The organism is Erwinia sp. B116, assembly GCF_002865965.1.
In the GTDB taxonomy this organism is placed as follows: Bacteria; Pseudomonadota; Gammaproteobacteria; order Enterobacterales; family Enterobacteriaceae; genus Erwinia.
The window spans coordinates 142,694-159,748 of the sequence record NZ_JRZZ01000003.1 but is presented as its reverse complement, the minus strand read 5'-3'; the positions used below and the strand labels follow the sequence as shown (position 1 = coordinate 159,748).

Here is a 17,055-nt window from a genome sequence, read left to right as displayed (position 1 = left end):
GCTTCTCAGAGCTGAACGATGCGGAAGACCAGGCCGAGCGTTTCCTGCAGCAGGTTAACGCCAAAGACGCCGGTGATGACGAAGCGATGTTCTACGACGAAGACTACGTCACCGCGCTGGAGCACGGCCTGCCGCCAACGGCTGGCCTCGGCATCGGTATCGACCGTATGGTGATGCTGTTCACCAACAGCCACACCATCCGCGACGTGATCCTGTTCCCGGCCCTGCGCCCGAGCAGCAAGTAAGCGTTCGCCACCCGGCCCGTTCGCGGGCCGATGATGCCGGTCACCCAGGTGGCCGGCATTTTTTTTGCCGGTTGCCAGTGAAAGTTTAAGGGCGGGCAAGTTGCAGACAGCAAAAAGGAGAGCGTTTGCTCTCCTTTTAAGGTTGTTCTACGACAGCTATAAGCTGAAGGGTTAGCCGCTGCCTAACCAACCGGATACTTGTTCTTTACGAACCGACCCCGGCCAGGGTGCTACGCGGGTCTCGTCTGGATTTTAAGAGCGGGGAGACTCAAGCACACTCTGGGTGAAATTTATACTCCCTTTTTAGCGTTCAATCAAGCGCGTCTGGTTCCGGCAGAGCTAAACACCGAGCTGCCGGGCAGTGCGATCTCTGCGTTGTTTACCAGAGTGCAGCATCCTGCGAAAAACAGACCATATACGCAAGTCGCCTAACTGCTCTTCGGTTGGATTACCTTCCGGCACCGTTAACAACCAGTCGCGGCAGGCGTGATCAACGCTGATATGTGTTCCCTGAAGAATGAGTCCCACGACAGTTCCCTCTGTTGTCCGAAGCAAACACCTTACCTGCAATATTCCCGCAGCAGGAAGCAGGTCGGACACTGAATAGTCACAGGTTGCGAGATGGCTTCCTGAATTCTGTGGGAGACAGCACTTTTATTACGTCATTCCTCTCTTTACATCTGTGCCTGAAGGCCACGATAGTAAGTTCTTACGATCAAGCGACTCCGAGGACTCCCATGAACCGACCCGCTTTTATCCGTCACTGGCGTGAGCTGGAGGGCGAAGATAATGAACACTACCCGGACAGCGACGAGCTGATGTCGATTGGCGCGCCGCTGGGCAGGGCGCTGGGGCTGACCCGGCTGGGCATCCATCACGAGCGGCTGCTGCCCGGTCGGCGTATGTCATATCCGCACGCGGAAAGTGCGGAAGAGGAGTTTGCCTGGGTGCTGCAGGGCGAGCCGGCGGTGTGGATCAACGGCGAACTGTGGCCGCTGAAACCGGGCGACGCGGTGGCATTTCCGGCGGGCACCGGCATCTGCCATACCTTTATCAACAACGGCGACAGCGAAGCGCATCTGCTGATCGTTGGCGAAGCGAGCAAACCTGAGAACCGCATCTGGTATCCGAAGAATACGGCGTATCTCGCCACCCGTCCCGACCGCTGGGAAGACCCGCCACAGCAATCGTTCGGCCCGCACGATGGGCTGCCTGATGCGCAAAGCAAGTGCAGATAGCGATAGCATGGCGGGTAGCGGCAAACGGGCTGCCCTCTGCCTGAACTGTTAACTCCCCAGCACTTTTCCCCCTGTCGTTTGCCTGGCCCCGGCCGGCCAGGCATGATGGCGCAAAAATCTGGCGGATAACGAAAATGATCAATGTTGCACTGGTGGACGACCACGTGGTGGTGCGTTCCGGTTTTGCTCAACTGCTGTCGCTGGAAAGTGATATGCAGGTGACCGGCCAGTTTGCCAGCGCCGAACAGGCGTGGCCGCACCTGCTGCGGGAACCTTATGACGTCACGGTGCTGGATATCGCCATGCCCGACGAGAGCGGGCTGAACCTGCTCAGCCGCCTGCGGCAGCAGCGGCCCGGCTTTCGCGCCATCATCCTCAGCATTTATGACACCAGCGCCTTTGTGCAAAGCGCGATGGATAAAGGGGCCAGCGGCTATCTGACCAAGCGCTGCGGCCCGGAAGAGCTGGTGCAGGCGGTGCGTTCGGTCAGCGTTGGCGGGCTCTATCTCTGTGCCGATGCGCTGCGGGCGCTGCGCCAGACCCGGCCGCTGCCGACCGCGCTGAACGCGCTGACGCCGAGGGAGCGGCAGGTGTTTGACCTGCTGATCGTTGGCACCAGCGTCCGGGCGATCGCCGACCAGCTGGCGCTGAGCCATAAAACGGTGCACGTTCATCGCGCTAACGTGCTGGATAAACTGCACTGCGCCAGCACGGTAGATCTGGTGCATTTCGCCCTGCAGCATCAGCTGTTGGGGCAGCCCTGATGCCGCAGGCGCGCCAGGTGATGCTGCCGCTGATGCTGGCGCTGTTTTTTGCCCTCAGCTGGCTGGCGCTGTGGACCATCAGCCTGTGGCTGAGCGAGGACAGCCAGCAGTCGGTGCTGCTGCTGCCGGGCGGCCTGTATCTGGCGCTGACCATCCTGCTGCCGAAACGCTACTGGCTGCCGCTGCTGGTGGTGGTGTTGCTGCTGCTGGGCTGGCTGCTGCTGGAACAGCTGCTGACCGGCTATGCGATCCTGCTGTCGCCGCTGCTCAGCCTGCTGCCCGCCTGGCTCTGCCAGCGCTCCTGGCATCTGCACACCCTCTACTGGCAGCGCCTGCTGCTGCTGCTGGCCGCCGTGGCGCTGAACGCGCTGCTGCAGGGGGCGCTGGTCGGCTTCGGTCTGACCGCGCCGCTGGCCCAGACGCTGCTGGCCAGCTTTACCGGCGGCGTACTGCTCACGCCGTTTATCTATCTGATCTACGAATATCTGCGTCAGCAGCATCTCAGCGATATGTTAGCGCAGCGTCTGCCCGACCCGCCGCTGCGCACCTCGCTGCTGATCTGGTGTTCGGTGGTGTTCGCCATCGGCGTCTGCGTGCAGCTGTCGATCGCGCCACAGATGGAGCGCCTGCTGCTGATCGTGGTGTTTCTGCCCAACGTGGTGATGGCCTACCGATTTGGCTGGCAGGGCGGGGTGCTGTCGGCGATGATCGGCAGCGTGCTGATCACCCTGACCCGCCAGGCCAGCGGTGCCTTTACCGACCTGCGCGAGCTGGAGCTGTTTCTCTCCACCCAGGCGCTGCTCGGCATTGGGCTGGGCATTGCCGTCAGCCGTCAGCAGCAGCTGGCACAGCATCTGCAGCGCTATCGCCAGCAGCTGGAGAAGGAGTTGCTGGCCCGCCGCGGGCTGATGGCGCAGCTGGTGGACACCGAAGAGCAGGTGCGCAAGGCGATCGCCCGTGAGCTGCACGATGAGATTGGCCAGAACATCACCGCCATTCAGATCCAGGCGATGCTGGTGGCGCGCGCCAGCGACACGCCGGCGGCAAAGCTGGCGGCCGGGCAGATTGGCGACCTGTCGCAGCGCATCCATCACACCACCCGCCAGCTGCTGCGGCAGATCCGCCCGCCGGTGCTGGACGAAATGTCGCTGGATCAGGCGCTGCAGCACCTGGCCGGCGAGTTCTCCTTTGCCGATCGCGGCATTGAATTTGAGCTCGACTACCGGCTGAGCGCGGCACCTAAGGACGAGCTGCTGACCTTTACCCTCTACCGCGTGGTGCAGGAGCTGCTGAACAACAGCAGCAAACACGCCGGTGCGCGACGGGTCAGCGTCAGCCTCAGCGAAGCCCCCGGCCAGCTGATGCTGACGGTCAGCGACGACGGCGTCGGCATACCCGCCGAGGTCAGCGGCGGCTTTGGCCTGCGCGGTATTGAGGAGCGGGTACGGGCGTTAGGCGGCGACTGGCAGCTGTTGCCGCCGCCCGGTACGCAAATAATTGTTAACCTGCCCACAAATTCACGCGAAAACCCGGCATAACCAGGAATAAGTCTTAGTCGCTTCCTACTTAGTCTCATGCCCGATCCCACGGCTTTCCCTATAGTGCCCCTAACCACCCGGAGGTTGACATGGCTGCCGTCGCTCTGACGCCAGAACAGATTACCGAACGCTACCGCTACTGGCGGCCGCGGCTGCTGTTCGCGATGGTTATCGGCTACGCCGCGTTTTACCTCACCCGTCGCAGCATCAGCCACGTGATGCCGGTGCTGCAGCTGGAGCTGGGGCTGGATAAGGCGGATATCGGCCTGCTCGGCACGCTGTTTTACCTGGTGTATGGCGCGTCGAAGTTCTTCTCCGGCCTGCTCAGCGACCGCTGTTCCGCCCGCTGGTTTATGGGCTGCGGGCTGATCGCCACCGGGGTACTGAATATCGTCTTTACCCTGTGCCACTCGTGGAGTGCGCTGCTGGTGGTGTGGACGCTGAACGGCTTTTTCCAGGGCTGGGGCTGGCCACCCTGTGCGCGGCTGCTGACCAGCTGGTACTCCAGAAATGAGCGCGGCTTCTGGTGGGGCTGCTGGAATACCTCCATCAACCTCGGCGGGGCGCTGGTGCCGCTGCTGTCAGGCTGGCTGGCGGTAAGCCAGGGCTGGCAGGCGGCGCTGCTGCTGCCCGGCGCGGTCGGCATCGCCATCGGCATCGGGCTGTGCTGGCAGCTGCGCGATAAGCCGGCCACGCTGGGGCTGCCGCCGGTCGGCGAGTGGCGTCGCGATCCGCTGGAGCTGTGGCAGCTGCAGCACAGCCCGCCGTCGACGCTGCGGCAAATATTGCGCCGCGACATTCTGGCCAACCGCACTATATGGCTGTTGAGCGTCTCCTACGTGCTGGTCTATCTGATCCGCATCGCGCTTAACGACTGGGGCACGCTGTGGCTGACCGAAACCCACGGCGTCAGCCTGCTGGCGGCCAACGCCACGCTGTCGCTGTTTGAACTGGGCGGGGTGATCGGCGCGCTGTTCGCCGGCTGGGGTTCTGACCTGCTGTTTCGCGGCCAGCGCGCACCGGTGATTTTGCTGTTTGCCTGCGGGCTGTTTATCAGTATGGCCGCGCTGTGGCTGGCGCCGGTGCACCACCCGGCGCTGCTGTCGGTGAGCTTTTTCAGCCTCGGATTTTTTGTCTTTGGTCCACAGATGCTGATTGGCCTGGCGGCGGCGGAGTACAGCCATAAAGACGCGCCGGGCACCGTCACCGGCTTTCTGGCGCTGTTTGCCTATCTCGGCGCGGCGCTGGCCGGCTGGCCGCTGGCGAAGCTGATGCAGGACTACGGCTGGCCCGGATTCTTTGCCTTACTGACCGCGGCGGCGGGCTGTATCGGCCTGCTGTTGATGCCGCTGCTGATTGCCGGGCTGAACCGGTTGAGATTTAAACAGGCTCCGTAATGACGGGGTCTGCCGACCCCCGAAAATAAGGATAACCTGATGAAACTGAACATGCTCTCTACCCTGATGGTGGCCGCGGTATCCCTCGGCACGCTGGCCGGCACCGCTCAGGCGCAAGGCCGGCTGGTGATCTACTGCAGCGCCACCAACGCCATGTGTGAAACAGAAGCCAAAGCCTTCGGCGAAAAGTATGACGTGAAAACCAGCTTTATCCGCAACGGCTCCGGCAGCACGCTGGCCAAGGTCGACGCCGAGAAAAACAACCCGCAGGCCGACGTCTGGTACGGCGGCACGCTCGACCCGCAGTCGCAGGCGGGGGAGATGGGGCTGCTGCAGGCGTATAAATCACCGAACCTTGAGCAGATCATGCCGCAGTTCCGCGATCCGGCCAAACTGAAGGGCAACTTCTCCTCGGCGATCTACGTCGGCATTCTCGGCTTCGGCGTCAATACCCAGCGGCTGAAGGAGAAGAACCTGCCGGAGCCTAAGTGCTGGAAGGATCTGACCAACCCGGTCTATAAGGGTGAAATTCAGATTGCTGACCCGCAAAGCTCCGGCACCGCTTACACCGCACTGGCCACCTTTACCCAGCTGTGGGGCGAGGATCAGGCCTTTGCCTACCTGAAACAGCTTAACGGCAACATCTCGCAGTACACCAAATCCGGCATCGCCCCGGCGCGTAACGCCGCCCGCGGTGAAACGGCGATCGGCATCGGCTTCCTGCACGACTACTCGCTGGAGAAAGAGAAGGGCGCACCGCTGACGCTGGTTTCACCCTGTGAAGGTTCCGGCTATGAAGTCGGCGGCGTCAGCATCCTGAAAAACGCCCGTAACGCTGAAAACGCGAAGCTGTTCGTTGACTGGGCGCTGTCGAAAGAGGCGCAGGAGCTGTCGTGGAAAAAAGGCCAGTCCTACCAGATCCTCACCAACACCACCGCCGAGTCATCGCCGAACTCGCTGAAGCTCGACGATCTCAAGCTGATTGACTACGACATGGATAAGTTCGGGGCGACGGAGACGCGTAAGCACCTGATCACCAAATGGGTTAACGACGTCAAAATGGGCCAGTAATCCGCCTGATGGCGCGCCTGCGGGCGCGCTCACCTGCTGTACCAACTTCCGGGGAATACTATGAGTAACACCATCGCGCTGCGCCAGACGCAGGGCAAAGATGCTGTTTTTATCTGGCTGGCGCTGCTGGTGGCGGGCTACCTGCTGCTGCCGGTCTTCAGCCTGAACTACGGGCTGATGGAGTCGACGGCGGACGAGATCCTCGCCGCCTACGGCTGGTCCGGCCTGAATATCAGCCTGCTGTGGCTGCTGCCACCGCTGCTGCTGCTGGTGCGGCCGCTGCGGGCCGGCAACGCGGCTGCGCGCCACCGCTTTGACGCGGGCTGGGCGGCGGGCTGCGCCCTGCTGATGGTGGCCAGCGCCGCGCTGACCGGTAGCGGCATGGGCTACGGCACTATTGTCATGCTTATCGGGCTGGGTGGGGTGATCACCGTGGCGCTGGCGCGGCTGGAGTGGCTGGGCGGCGACCGCTTTGTGCTGGCTTCGCTGATTGCCATCGTGGCGTTAATCGGCCTGTTTATCATCTGGCCGAGCCTGGCGATCTTCAAACCGATGGTCACCGACGACAACGGCGACTTTGCGCCGCTGCAGTTCATGGCCGTGCTCGGGCAAAAACATATCCTGCTGGTGGTGTGGAACTCGTTCCTGCTCAGCGCCGCGGTGGGGGTAGGCTGTACCTTCTTCGGCCTGATTCTGGCGATCTACACCACGCGCATCGCCAAACGTTCGGCGCTGCTGGGGCGGGTGTTCTCGATTCTGCCGATCGTCACGCCGCCGTTCGTGGTCGGGCTGGGCGTTACGCTGATGATGGGGCGATCCGGCTACGTTACCGAGCTGATGGTGACCTACTTCGGCCTGACCGACACCAACTGGCTGTACGGCTTCACCGGTATCTGGCTGGCCCAGGTGCTGGCGTTTACGCCGATGTCCTTTATGATCCTCGACGGCGCGATTAAAACGCTGCACCCGTCGCTGGAAGAGGCCTCCTATACGCTGCGCGCTACCCGTCTGCAGACCTTTCAACAGGTGTTTCTGCCGCTGCTGAAGCCGGCGCTGGCCAACTCGTTCCTGATCGTCATCGTGCAGTCGCTGGCCGACTTCAGTAACCCGCTGGTGCTCGGCGGCAACTTTGACGTGCTGGCCACCCAGATCTACTTCTATATCACCGGTGCCCAGCTGGACTACACCTCCGCCAGTACGCTCGGGGTGATCCTGCTGCTGTTCTCGCTGCTGGTGTTCTGCGTGCAGTATCTGTGGATCGGCAAGCGCTCCTACGTCACAATCTCCGGCAAATCATCACGCGGCGACGTACAGCCGCTGCCGCGCGCGCTGGTGTGGTCGGTGACGACCCTGCTGTGGGTGTGGATCGCCTTTAACGTCCTGCTGTACGGCAGCATCTTCTTCGGCAGCTTTACCGTCAACTGGGGGGTGGATTACACCCTGACGCTGGATAACTTCAGCAAGCTGTTCGGCCAGGGCTTCAGCGAGGGCGCATGGCCATCACTGCTCGACACGCTGCTGTTTGCCGGCGTTGCGGCACCGATTACCGCCCTGTTTGGCCTGTTGATCGCCTGGGTGGTGGTGCGCCAGCAGTTCCGCGGCAAGAAGGTGATCGAGTTCTCCACCATGCTGTGCTTTGCCGTACCGGGTACCGTGGCGGGCATCTCCTATATCCTCGCCTTTAACGGCGCGCCGGTGTACCTCACCGGTACCGCCGCGATCGTGATTATCTCGATGGTGATGCGCAACGTGCCGGTAGGCATTCGCGCCGGGATCGCCGGGCTGGGCCAGCTGGACAAGTCGCTGGACGAAGCCTCCCTCAGCCTGCGCGCCGGTTCGCTGCGCACCATGGTTTACATCGTGCTGCCGCTGCTGCGCCCGGCGATCCTCTCGGCGCTGATCTACAGCTTCGTGCGGGCCATCACCACCGTCAGCGCCATTATCTTCCTCGTCACGCCGGACACCCGCGTCGCCACCTCCTACATCCTCAACCGCGTTGAGGACGGTGAGTACGGTATGGCGATCGCCTACGGTTCGATTCTGATCGTGGTGATGCTGGCAATTATCTTTATTTTCGATGCGCTGGTCGGTGAAGCGCGCGTGGCCCGCTCGCGGGCGAAAAACAGTTAGAGAGTGCTTATGAACGCCAATATTGCAGCAACCCAGGCTAAAAAAGGTTTTGTTGAATTGCGCAACGTCGCCAAGCGATTTGGCAGCAATGCGGTGATTGAAGGCCTCAACCTGTCGATTCCGCAGGGGCAGATGGTGACGCTGCTCGGCCCGTCGGGCTGCGGAAAAACCACCGTCCTGCGCATGGTTGCCGGGCTGGAAAAGCCCAGCGACGGGCAGATCTTTATCGACGGTGAGGACGTTACCCACCGCTCGATTCAGCAGCGCGACATCTGCATGGTGTTTCAGTCCTACGCGCTGTTCCCGCATATGTCGCTGGGCGAGAACATCGGCTACGGGCTGAAGATGACCGGCCGGCCAAAGGCGGAAATCCGTGAGCGGGTAGAGGAAGCGCTGGAGCTGGTTGACCTGGCGGGCTTTGCCGACCGCTACGTTGACCAGATTTCCGGTGGCCAGCAGCAGCGCGTGGCGCTGGCCCGCGCGCTGATCCTCAAGCCGAAGGTGCTGCTGTTTGATGAGCCGCTGAGTAACCTGGACGCCAACCTGCGCCGCAGCATGCGCGAAAAGATCCGCGAGTTGCAGCAGCAGTTCAACATCACCTCGCTGTATGTCACCCACGATCAGAGCGAGGCTTTTGCGGTCTCCGACAGCGTACTGGTAATGAACAAAGGGCAGATTATGCAGCTCGGCGAACCGCAGCAGCTCTATCGCTACCCGGCTTCGCGCTTTATGGCCAGCTTTATGGGCGATATCAATATCTTCCAGGCGCGGATCTTCCCCGCCAGCGTGGAGATTCAGGGCTATTCTGTCCCGCGTCCTGACGGCTTTGCCGCCGATCGTCAGCACTGTACGGTGGGCGTGCGTCCGGAGGCGATCACCCTCAGCACCCGGGGAGAGGCGAGCCAGCGTTGCAGCATCATTAAAGTGGCCTATATGGGGCCGCAGTACGAGGTGCTGGTGGACTGGCAGGGGCAACAGCTGCTGCTGCAGGTCAATGCGACCGAGCTGCAACCCGCGCCGGGCGACAGCTTCTTCCTGCAGATCCATCCGTTTGGCATGTTCGTACTGCAGGAAGAGTAGGCCGGTCGAGTCCGCAAGTCTGATGGCGGTTCAGCCGAGCAGCGCCGCCGTCAGCCACTGGTTAAAACGGGCGTAAGGGATATACAGCGACACGTCACGATAAAGCAGCTTGCCGGTTTTAATATCGTCAAGCCGCCGGCTGTAGCCGACAATCACCCCGGCGACGGTATTGTCCGAGGCGTTATACACCGCGCCGCCGGACATCCCCTGTACCACGCCGGCACTGCTGGCGACCGCCACGCAGCTGCGCTTGTTCCAGTTGTTATCCAGACCGGTGTTAATCAGATTGACGCCGCTGGAAGCCATCGGCAGGGCGTTGATAAAGCTGTAACCGTACATATTCACCCGATCGCCCAGCTTGCCGTTGCGAAAGCGCGGCTGCTGTTTAAGCTCATCATTTTTATGGTAGACCACCGCCAGGTCGCACTCGGGATGCCAGGCTTTCACCCGGTAGAGCGAATATTTTGCCACATGGGCCGCGGTCAGGCTGTATTCCGCGGTCAGCGGAATGGTGGTGCCGAGCGTTCCCGCACCGAGGATGGTAGGAATGCCGGTAAAGGTCATATCGACCCGTTTGGACGTTTCATCACTGTAGTGATAGCTGCCGACTGAGCAGCCGCTCAGGCAGACCGCTAACAGGCATACTGCAGATCGCATAGGTAACCCCGGTGGTTTAAACGTGTTTTCCGCCAGATTCCTTTCCCCCTCTCTGCAGTGATTGAGGCTTTTTTTATTGCAGAGGGCTAATGTATTTTTTCGTCATCAAGCCTAACGATGCCCACAGGGATCGCAATCCTCCTGGTCCTGGAGTGAGTTTTTTCGGATGATCCCTAACGGTAAGTGGTTAATTCACCTTACGTAATCAGGGGTTAGAGGCGTCTGCCGTGGTGCTGAAGGCTGGCCGGGCAGGCCAGGCCAGCGTTGTCGTCCGGACACAATGGGTTATCGGACGTGCTTAAGATCTCATTAGTGCCGGGTGCGACATTTTTATTGCGGCGCGCCAGAATGCCCTTAATCCGTCGTCAGGGGGCGGAGATTAGCGGGCATCACGCGGGGTTGGATTAACTGTTAATGGCGTTGGTCAGCCACTGTTCAAAGCCGGCGTAGGGAATGTACAGCGATACGTCGCTGTACAGCTTCTCACCGGTTTTCTTATCGTTGATGCGGCCGCTGTAGCCGACGATCACCCCGGCAATCGAATCATCGCTGGCGTTGTAGACCGGGCCACCGGACATGCCTTTCACCACGCCGGCGTTGCTGGCCACCGCCACGCAGCCGCGTTTGTTATAGCTGTTATCGATGCCGGTATTAATCAGGTTAACGCCGCTGGAGGCCACCGGCATGGCGCTGATAAAGCTGTAGCCGTAATAGTTAACGCGGTCACCGATGTTGCTGTTACGGAACACCGGCGACTGCTTCAGGTCGCTGTTGTCATGGTAAATCACCGCCAGATCGCACTGGGGGTGCCAGGCCTTCACGCGGTGGAGTGAGAACTTCGCCACGTGCGCGGCGGTCAGGCTGTACTCCGGCGTCAGCGGAATGGTCGAGCCGAGCGAACCGGCACCGAGGATAGTGGGAATGCCGGTAAAGGTCATATCGACGCGCTTAAGGGACTCTTTGCTGTAGTGGTAGTCACCCACCGAGCATCCGCTGAGGACGAGGGCTGACAGGGCGATTAAAATTTTCATTACGTTTCCTTCGGATAAGTGAATAACTTTCCGTCGGATACGGCGGTGCCTGATGTCGTCAGTGGCTTACCCTTCGCAGAAAGTTGCTGGTGTTTCTGCGGCGCATGGTGGTGTTTTTTTCATCGCCCAACAACCTGACTCACCTTAAATTAAGGGGATTAAGGCCTTTAAGGGTGAGAGGATTCCTAATTGTTAAGCATCAGGGATACTGATGTTAATGAAAGAGGTGGCAGAGGCCGATTGTTGCAAAAATGGCAATACACCCTTGCCTTGAGTGGACTGTCAGGGCGGGGGGCGCTGTGCTTTAATGTCCGTCTGTGATCTGGTTCTCAGTTATCACCGATTCATCGTTTTCTGATCGGGCTCCCTCTTCGTTGCCGGGAGCGGGTCATCTCTTTGTCCAGGAGTCTCTGTTATGCCTGTTTCATTACTGGCGCTGGCGCTTAGCGCTTTTGCCATCGGCACCACCGAATTTGTCATCATGGGTCTGTTGCCGGAAGTGGCGAAGGATCTGCAGGTGTCGATCCCATCCGCCGGCTGGCTGATCAGCGGCTATGCGCTGGGCGTGGCGATTGGCGCGCCGATCATGGCGCTGCTGACGGCAAAACTGCCGCGTAAACGCACGCTGATCCTGCTGATGGCAATTTTCATCGTCGGCAATATTCTCTGTGCGCTGGCCTATACCTATAACCTGCTGATGCTGGCCCGCATCGTCACCGCGCTGTGCCACGGAGCCTTCTTCGGCATTGGCGCAGTGGTCGCCGCCAGCCTGGTAGCGCCGGGCAAACAGGCGTCCGCCGTGGCGCTGATGTTTACCGGCTTAACGCTGGCTAACGTGCTTGGCGTGCCGCTCGGCACCTGGTTTGGTCAGCTGTTCGGCTGGCGTGCCACCTTCTGGGGCGTCTCGGTGATTGGCGTACTGGCGTTTATCGGCCTGATAGTCAGCCTGCCGACCAACCGCGATGAAAAGCCGGTGCACCTTGCCAGCGAAGTCAGCGCGCTGAACAACGGCAGGCTGTGGCTGTCGCTGCTGATGACCGTGTTCTTTGCCGCCGCGATGTTTGCGCTGTTCAGCTATATTGCGCCGCTGTTGCTGGAAGTGACCGGCATCAGCGATCGCGGCGTCAGCTGGACGCTGTTCCTGATCGGTGCCGGCCTGACGGTCGGCAATACGCTGGGCGGTAAACTGGCCGACTGGCGTGTGTCGTTCAGCCTGATCCTCAGCTTCTCACTGATTGCGGTGTTCTCGCTGCTGTTCAGCTGGACCAGCCACTCGCTGTGGCTGGCGGAGATAACCCTGTTCCTGTGGGCGATGGCGACCTTTGCCATGGTGCCGGCGCTGCAGATTAACGTGGTGCGCCACGGTAAGGACGCGCCGAACCTGGTCTCCACGCTGAACATTTCGGCGTTTAACGTCGGCAATGCGCTGGGTGCCTGGGTCGGTGGGGCGGTGATCGGCGGCGGCTATGGCCTGACGGCGGTACCGGTTTCTGCCGCCGTGCTGGCGGTGGTTGGGCTGCTGATCTGTCTGTATACCTTCCGCAACACCCGCGGCGAACCGCAGGCGGTTAACGCTTAACCGAGCTGCCGGTCAAGGCGCTGGCCGAACAGGCCAGCCTGCTGCTGCAGATGCTGGCTGAAGGCGTCGACCAGCGCCGAGGCCGGACGGTGACGCGGGCGGATCAGGCTGACGGTAAAGGGCACGTCAACGCTGAACCGCCGCATTGTCACCCCGCTGTCGGCGTAGTCGAGCGCCGTCAGCGGGTTGACGATCGAAATCCCCACTCCCGCTCTGACCATCGCACACACCGACGCGGCGCTGTGCGTCTCCATCACCATCCGCCGCTGTACCCCCTGTTCGTGAAACAGCCCGTCCAGCAGCTGGCGGTAGCTGTCGGTGCGCGACAGGCTGATATAGTTCTGCCCGGCAAAATCCTGCGGCGTCAGGCAGTCGCGCTGCGTCAGCGGGTGGCCTGCGGGCAGCACGCACACCTCATTGCGCGTAAACAGCTCGCTGCGTTCGGTGCCAGCCGGGGCGTGGGTGGTTTCGGTCAGCCCCAGATCGTAGCGCTGGGCCGACAGCCACTCCTCCAGCAGCGGTGACTCCTGCGGAATAATGTTCATGCTCAGCTCCGGATAGCGCTGCATAAACGGCTGGCACAGCAGCGGCAGCAGCGACTGGGAGAACACCGGCAGACAGGCCACCGACAGCTCGCCCTGGCGGAACTGACGCAGCCCTTCGGCGGCGCTGATAATCCGGTCCAGCCCGTACCAGGAACGCTGCACCTCCTCAAACAGCCGCAGCCCCTGCACGGTCGGCTGCAGGCGGCCGCGCACCCGTTCGAACAGCTGCAGGCCAATCAGTTTTTCAAACCGCGCCAGCTCGCGGCTGACGGTCGGCTGCGACGTATGCAGCAGCGTAGCGGCCTCGGTGAGGTTGCCGGTGGTGACCACCGCGTGGAAAATTTCGATATGCCGTAGCGACACGCCAGCCATGGGCTGTACTCCTTAAAACACCCTGGGCCATATCATGAATGAATAGACTTCATTAAAACAGATATTTTTATCCCGCCTGCGCCTGTGGCGTAATAGCGTTATCAACCTATGGAGACGCCTTATGCCACGCCCGCTTACCGATACCACCACCGCCCTGAACCATACCAACCTGCTGGCCCTGGCGCGCCAGTATCCCGGCCCGGTCTGGGCCTACGATGCGGAGATTATCCGTGAGCGCATCGGCCAGCTGCAGCAGTTTGACGTGGTACGCTTCGCGCAGAAAGCCTGCTCGAACATCCATATTCTGCGCCTGATGCGTGAGGCGGGGGTGAAGGTCGACTCGGTGTCGCTGGGCGAGATCGAGCGTGCGCTGGCGGCGGGTTATCAGCCGGGCGGCGACGAGATCGTCTTTACCGCCGATCTGCTTGATGAGCCAACGCTGGCGCGGGTGGCGGAGCTGAAGGTGCCGGTCAACGCCGGTTCGGTCGACATGCTGCACCAGCTGGGCGCGGTCTCAGCCGGGCACCCGGTGTGGCTGCGTGTCAACCCTGGCTTTGGCCACGGCCACAGCCAGAAAACCAATACCGGCGGGGAGAACAGCAAGCACGGTATCTGGCACGGCGACATGGCGCTGGCGCTGGAGGCGATTCAGCGCTACCAGCTTAAACTGGTGGGCATTCATATGCATATCGGTTCCGGCGTCGACTACGGCCACCTGGAGCAGGTGTGCGACGCGATGGTCAACCTGGTGGTGAATTTTGGCCAGGACCTGGAGGCGATCTCCGCCGGCGGTGGCCTGTCGATTCCTTACCAGCCGGGCGGTGAAACCATCGATACCCGCCACTATTTTGGCCTGTGGGACAGCGCGCGTCAGCGCGTGGCGCAGCACCTTGGTCACCCGGTTAAGCTGGAGATCGAGCCAGGCCGTTTCCTGGTGGCAGAATCCGGAGTGCTGCTAAGCCAGGTGCGCGCGGTGAAGCAGATGGGCAGCCGTCACTTTGTACTGGTGGATGCGGGCTTTAACGAGCTGATGCGTCCCTCCATGTACGGCAGCTATCACCATATTTCCGCCATCGCCGGTGACGGGCGTGAGCTGGATGAACAGGCCAGCGTTGAGAGCGTGGTGGCCGGGCCGCTTTGCGAATCCGGTGATGTGTTCACCCAGCAGGAGGGCGGCAGGGTGGAGAGCCGCGCGCTGCCTGCTGTGCAGGTTGGTGACTACCTGGTGTTCCACGACACCGGCGCTTACGGTGCCTCGATGTCCTCTAACTACAACAGCCGTCCGCTGATCCCGGAAGTGCTGTTTGAAAACGGCCAGCCGCGCCAGATCCGCCGTGCGCAGACGGTGGCCGAACTGCTGGCGCTGGAGCTGTAAAAGACCGGGGAGTGCGACGTTGTCTGCGGCACAATCGTGCAGCTGACGCACTTCACGCCATCACGGCAAAAAGCCGGTCCTTCCGGACCGGCTTTTTGCCGTCTGACGGAAACGTCTGGCAGGCGTATCAGGGCCCCTCTTCAGACCCTGGTGAAACCCCCGGCCGGCGGCTCAGGCGGGCGGTGCGCTGACCGAGTGACGGCGAACCAGCGTCGGGCTGAACAGGTTGGTGACCTCCGGCAGAGCCTGGCCGCTGGCTAAGGCCAGCGCCAGCGCGGCGGCCTGCTGTGCCATGGTGACGATCGGGTAACGCACGGTGGTCAGGCGCGGGCGAACGTAGCGCGAGACCAGCACATCATCAAAGCCGATCAGCGACATCTGCTCCGGCACCTGCACGCCGTTATCACTCAGTACCGCCAGCGCGCCGGCGGCCATCGAGTCGTTGTAGCAGGTGACGGCGGTAAAGTTTTTACCCTGACCGAGCAGTTCGGTCATCGCCAGCTCACCGCCGACCTCATCCGGTTCTCCCCAGGCGACCAGCCGGTCGTTGACCGCGATCCCGTGCTCTTTCAGGGCGTCGTAGTAACCCTGCAGACGATCGGTGGCATCGGAGATTGAGTGGGTCGAGCAGATAAAGGCAATATTTTCATGACCCTGCTGAATCAGATGGCGGGTCGCCAGCCAGGAACCGTAACGGTCATCCAGCGCGATACAGCGTGGCTCAAACCCCGGCACTATCCGGTTCAGCAGCACCATACCCGGGATCTGTTTCATCAGCGGGATCAGCTCGCTGTCCGGCACCTTTTTCGCATGAACCACCAGCGCCGCGCAGCGGTGGCGGATCAGCTGCTCAATCGCCTGGCGCTCTTTCTGCTCGTCATGATAACCGTTACCAATCAACAGAAAATTGCCGGTCTGCCAGGCAATCTCGTCCACCGATTTAACTATCGCGCCAAAAAACGGATCGGATACGTCGCCGACCACCAGCCCGATGGTCTCCGTCGACTGCTGGGCCAGCGCGCGCGCGTTGGCGTTGGGGTGATAATGAAGCGACTCCATCGCCTCTGTTACGGCCAGGCGTGAACTTTCGCTCGCCTTGGGCGAGTGATTGATCACCCTTGATACGGTCGCGACCGATACGCCCGCGAGCCTGGCAACATCCTTTATGGTAGCCATAGGGTTTACTGCCTTACTGGGTAAGCGTTTACACAGGCTTCAGTGTTGCGGAAAGCGCCAGCGACTGCAAGCGGTCAGAATGTCGCGGATATCGCAAAGCTGATGATTTCTCTGGCAGCAAAGCCTGACAGACTCAGCCGCGCCGCCACTCGCCCGCCGTTCAGGAAACATGCTATTCTCCCTTTCCAGAAATCATCACGCAGCCGGATCCCGTCAATGACCGTTAAAAAATTCCCGCATCTTGCCCACTGGGGCGCGTTTACCGCCGTGACAGAGCAGGGCAGGCTGCTGCGCTGCGAGCCGTTTTTCGCCGATCGGGATCCGTCGCCGATGCTGAAAAGCATTCCGGAACTGGTCTATTCCGACAAACGCATCCGTCAGCCGATGGTGCGCCGGTCATGGCTCAGGGCGCGTGAGAACAGCGATCGTTCGCTGCGCGGGCGGGAAGATTTTGTCGCGGTAGACTGGGAAACCGCGCTGGACCTGGTGGCCGATGAAAACCGCCGGGTGCGCGATCGCTACGGCGCGAGCGGTATTTTTGACGGCTCTTACGGCTGGTCATCGGCGGGAAGGGTGCACCACGCGCGAACCCTGGTACGGCGCTTCTACAACCAGGGCGGCGGCGCCATCGACCAGCAGGGCAACTACAGCTGGGGCGCCGCACAGTTCTTCCTGCCTTACGTCATCGGCACCTTTGCGCCGCTCACCGGCCGGGTCACCGACTGGCCGAGCGTGGTGCAGCACTGCGATATTTTTATCGCCTTCGGCGGGCTGGCGCTGAAAAACGGCCAGGTGGCCTCCGGCGGTGCGGCGGAGCACAGCCTGAAGCCGGCGCTGCTGCAGCTGGCCGCCAAAGG

15 protein-coding genes are annotated in these 17,055 nt (G+C 61.4%); 11 read left to right on the top strand and 4 right to left on the bottom strand.

The window, feature by feature from the left end:
* From NV64_RS23870 to fbpC, 8 genes are all read left to right on the top strand, one after another.
* On the top strand, positions 1 to 245 hold a 245-nt coding region (locus tag NV64_RS23870), incomplete at its 5' end, for an amino acid--tRNA ligase-related protein (RefSeq protein WP_304529214.1).
* A gap of 737 nt (positions 246 to 982) precedes the next feature.
* Complete coding sequence (locus NV64_RS03515; RefSeq protein WP_056231931.1) at positions 983 to 1,483, top strand: cupin domain-containing protein; 501 nt, start codon at positions 983 to 985, stop codon at positions 1,481 to 1,483.
* A gap of 134 nt (positions 1,484 to 1,617) precedes the next feature.
* Complete coding sequence (locus NV64_RS03510; protein ID WP_056231934.1) at positions 1,618 to 2,247, top strand: response regulator transcription factor; 630 nt, start codon at positions 1,618 to 1,620, stop codon at positions 2,245 to 2,247.
* On the top strand, positions 2,247 to 3,785 hold the full coding sequence (locus tag NV64_RS03505) for an MASE1 domain-containing protein (RefSeq protein ID WP_056231936.1): 1,539 nt from the start codon (positions 2,247 to 2,249) through the stop codon (positions 3,783 to 3,785). The genes NV64_RS03510 and NV64_RS03505 overlap by 1 nt, the downstream gene beginning before the upstream one ends.
* A gap of 89 nt (positions 3,786 to 3,874) precedes the next feature.
* A complete protein-coding gene (uhpC, locus tag NV64_RS03500; RefSeq protein ID WP_056231939.1) occupies positions 3,875 to 5,182 on the top strand; it encodes an MFS transporter family glucose-6-phosphate receptor UhpC in 1,308 nt (435 codons plus the stop codon).
* A gap of 39 nt (positions 5,183 to 5,221) precedes the next feature.
* Positions 5,222 to 6,253, top strand: coding sequence for an ABC transporter substrate-binding protein (locus NV64_RS03495; protein WP_101505332.1), 1,032 nt, complete (start codon positions 5,222 to 5,224; stop codon positions 6,251 to 6,253).
* A gap of 60 nt (positions 6,254 to 6,313) precedes the next feature.
* Entirely contained in the window at positions 6,314 to 8,383 is a 2,070-nt protein-coding gene (locus NV64_RS03490) for an iron ABC transporter permease (protein WP_101505331.1), read from the top strand.
* Positions 8,384 to 8,392: 9 nt separating this feature from the next.
* A complete protein-coding gene (gene fbpC, locus NV64_RS03485) occupies positions 8,393 to 9,463 on the top strand; it encodes a ferric ABC transporter ATP-binding protein (RefSeq protein ID WP_056231950.1) in 1,071 nt (356 codons plus the stop codon).
* Positions 9,464 to 9,493: 30 nt separating this feature from the next.
* On the opposite strand, the gene NV64_RS03480 is transcribed toward fbpC, so the two are convergent.
* Together NV64_RS03480 and NV64_RS03475 are read right to left on the bottom strand one after the other, a co-directional pair.
* Entirely contained in the window at positions 9,494 to 10,120 is a 627-nt protein-coding gene (locus NV64_RS03480) for a hypothetical protein (protein WP_056231953.1), read from the bottom strand.
* A gap of 404 nt (positions 10,121 to 10,524) precedes the next feature.
* Positions 10,525 to 11,151, bottom strand: coding sequence for a trypsin-like peptidase domain-containing protein (locus tag NV64_RS03475; protein WP_056231955.1), 627 nt, complete (start codon positions 11,149 to 11,151; stop codon positions 10,525 to 10,527).
* Positions 11,152 to 11,566: 415 nt separating this feature from the next.
* On the opposite strand from NV64_RS03475, the gene NV64_RS03470 reads away from it, so the two are divergent.
* Positions 11,567 to 12,730, top strand: a complete 1,164-nt coding sequence (locus tag NV64_RS03470; protein WP_056231958.1) for an MFS transporter — start codon at positions 11,567 to 11,569, stop codon at positions 12,728 to 12,730.
* Here NV64_RS03470 and NV64_RS03465 read toward each other — a convergent pair.
* On the bottom strand, positions 12,727 to 13,647 hold the full coding sequence (locus NV64_RS03465) for a LysR family transcriptional regulator (protein WP_101505330.1): 921 nt from the start codon (positions 13,645 to 13,647) through the stop codon (positions 12,727 to 12,729). The genes NV64_RS03470 and NV64_RS03465 overlap by 4 nt on opposite strands.
* Positions 13,648 to 13,768: 121 nt before the next feature.
* Between NV64_RS03465 and lysA the strand changes: the two genes are divergently transcribed.
* Entirely contained in the window at positions 13,769 to 15,022 is a 1,254-nt protein-coding gene (lysA, locus tag NV64_RS03460; RefSeq protein ID WP_056231962.1) for a diaminopimelate decarboxylase, read from the top strand.
* Between the two features lie 171 nt (positions 15,023 to 15,193).
* Here lysA and galR read toward each other — a convergent pair whose 3' ends face one another.
* Positions 15,194 to 16,198, bottom strand: a complete 1,005-nt coding sequence (galR, locus tag NV64_RS03455) for an HTH-type transcriptional regulator GalR (RefSeq protein WP_056231965.1) — start codon at positions 16,196 to 16,198, stop codon at positions 15,194 to 15,196.
* Positions 16,199 to 16,414: 216 nt separating this feature from the next.
* Between galR and NV64_RS23865 the strand changes: the two genes are divergently transcribed.
* Positions 16,415 to 17,055, top strand: a 641-nt coding sequence (locus tag NV64_RS23865) for a molybdopterin-dependent oxidoreductase (RefSeq protein ID WP_233208915.1), incomplete at its 3' end; no start/stop codon positions are given.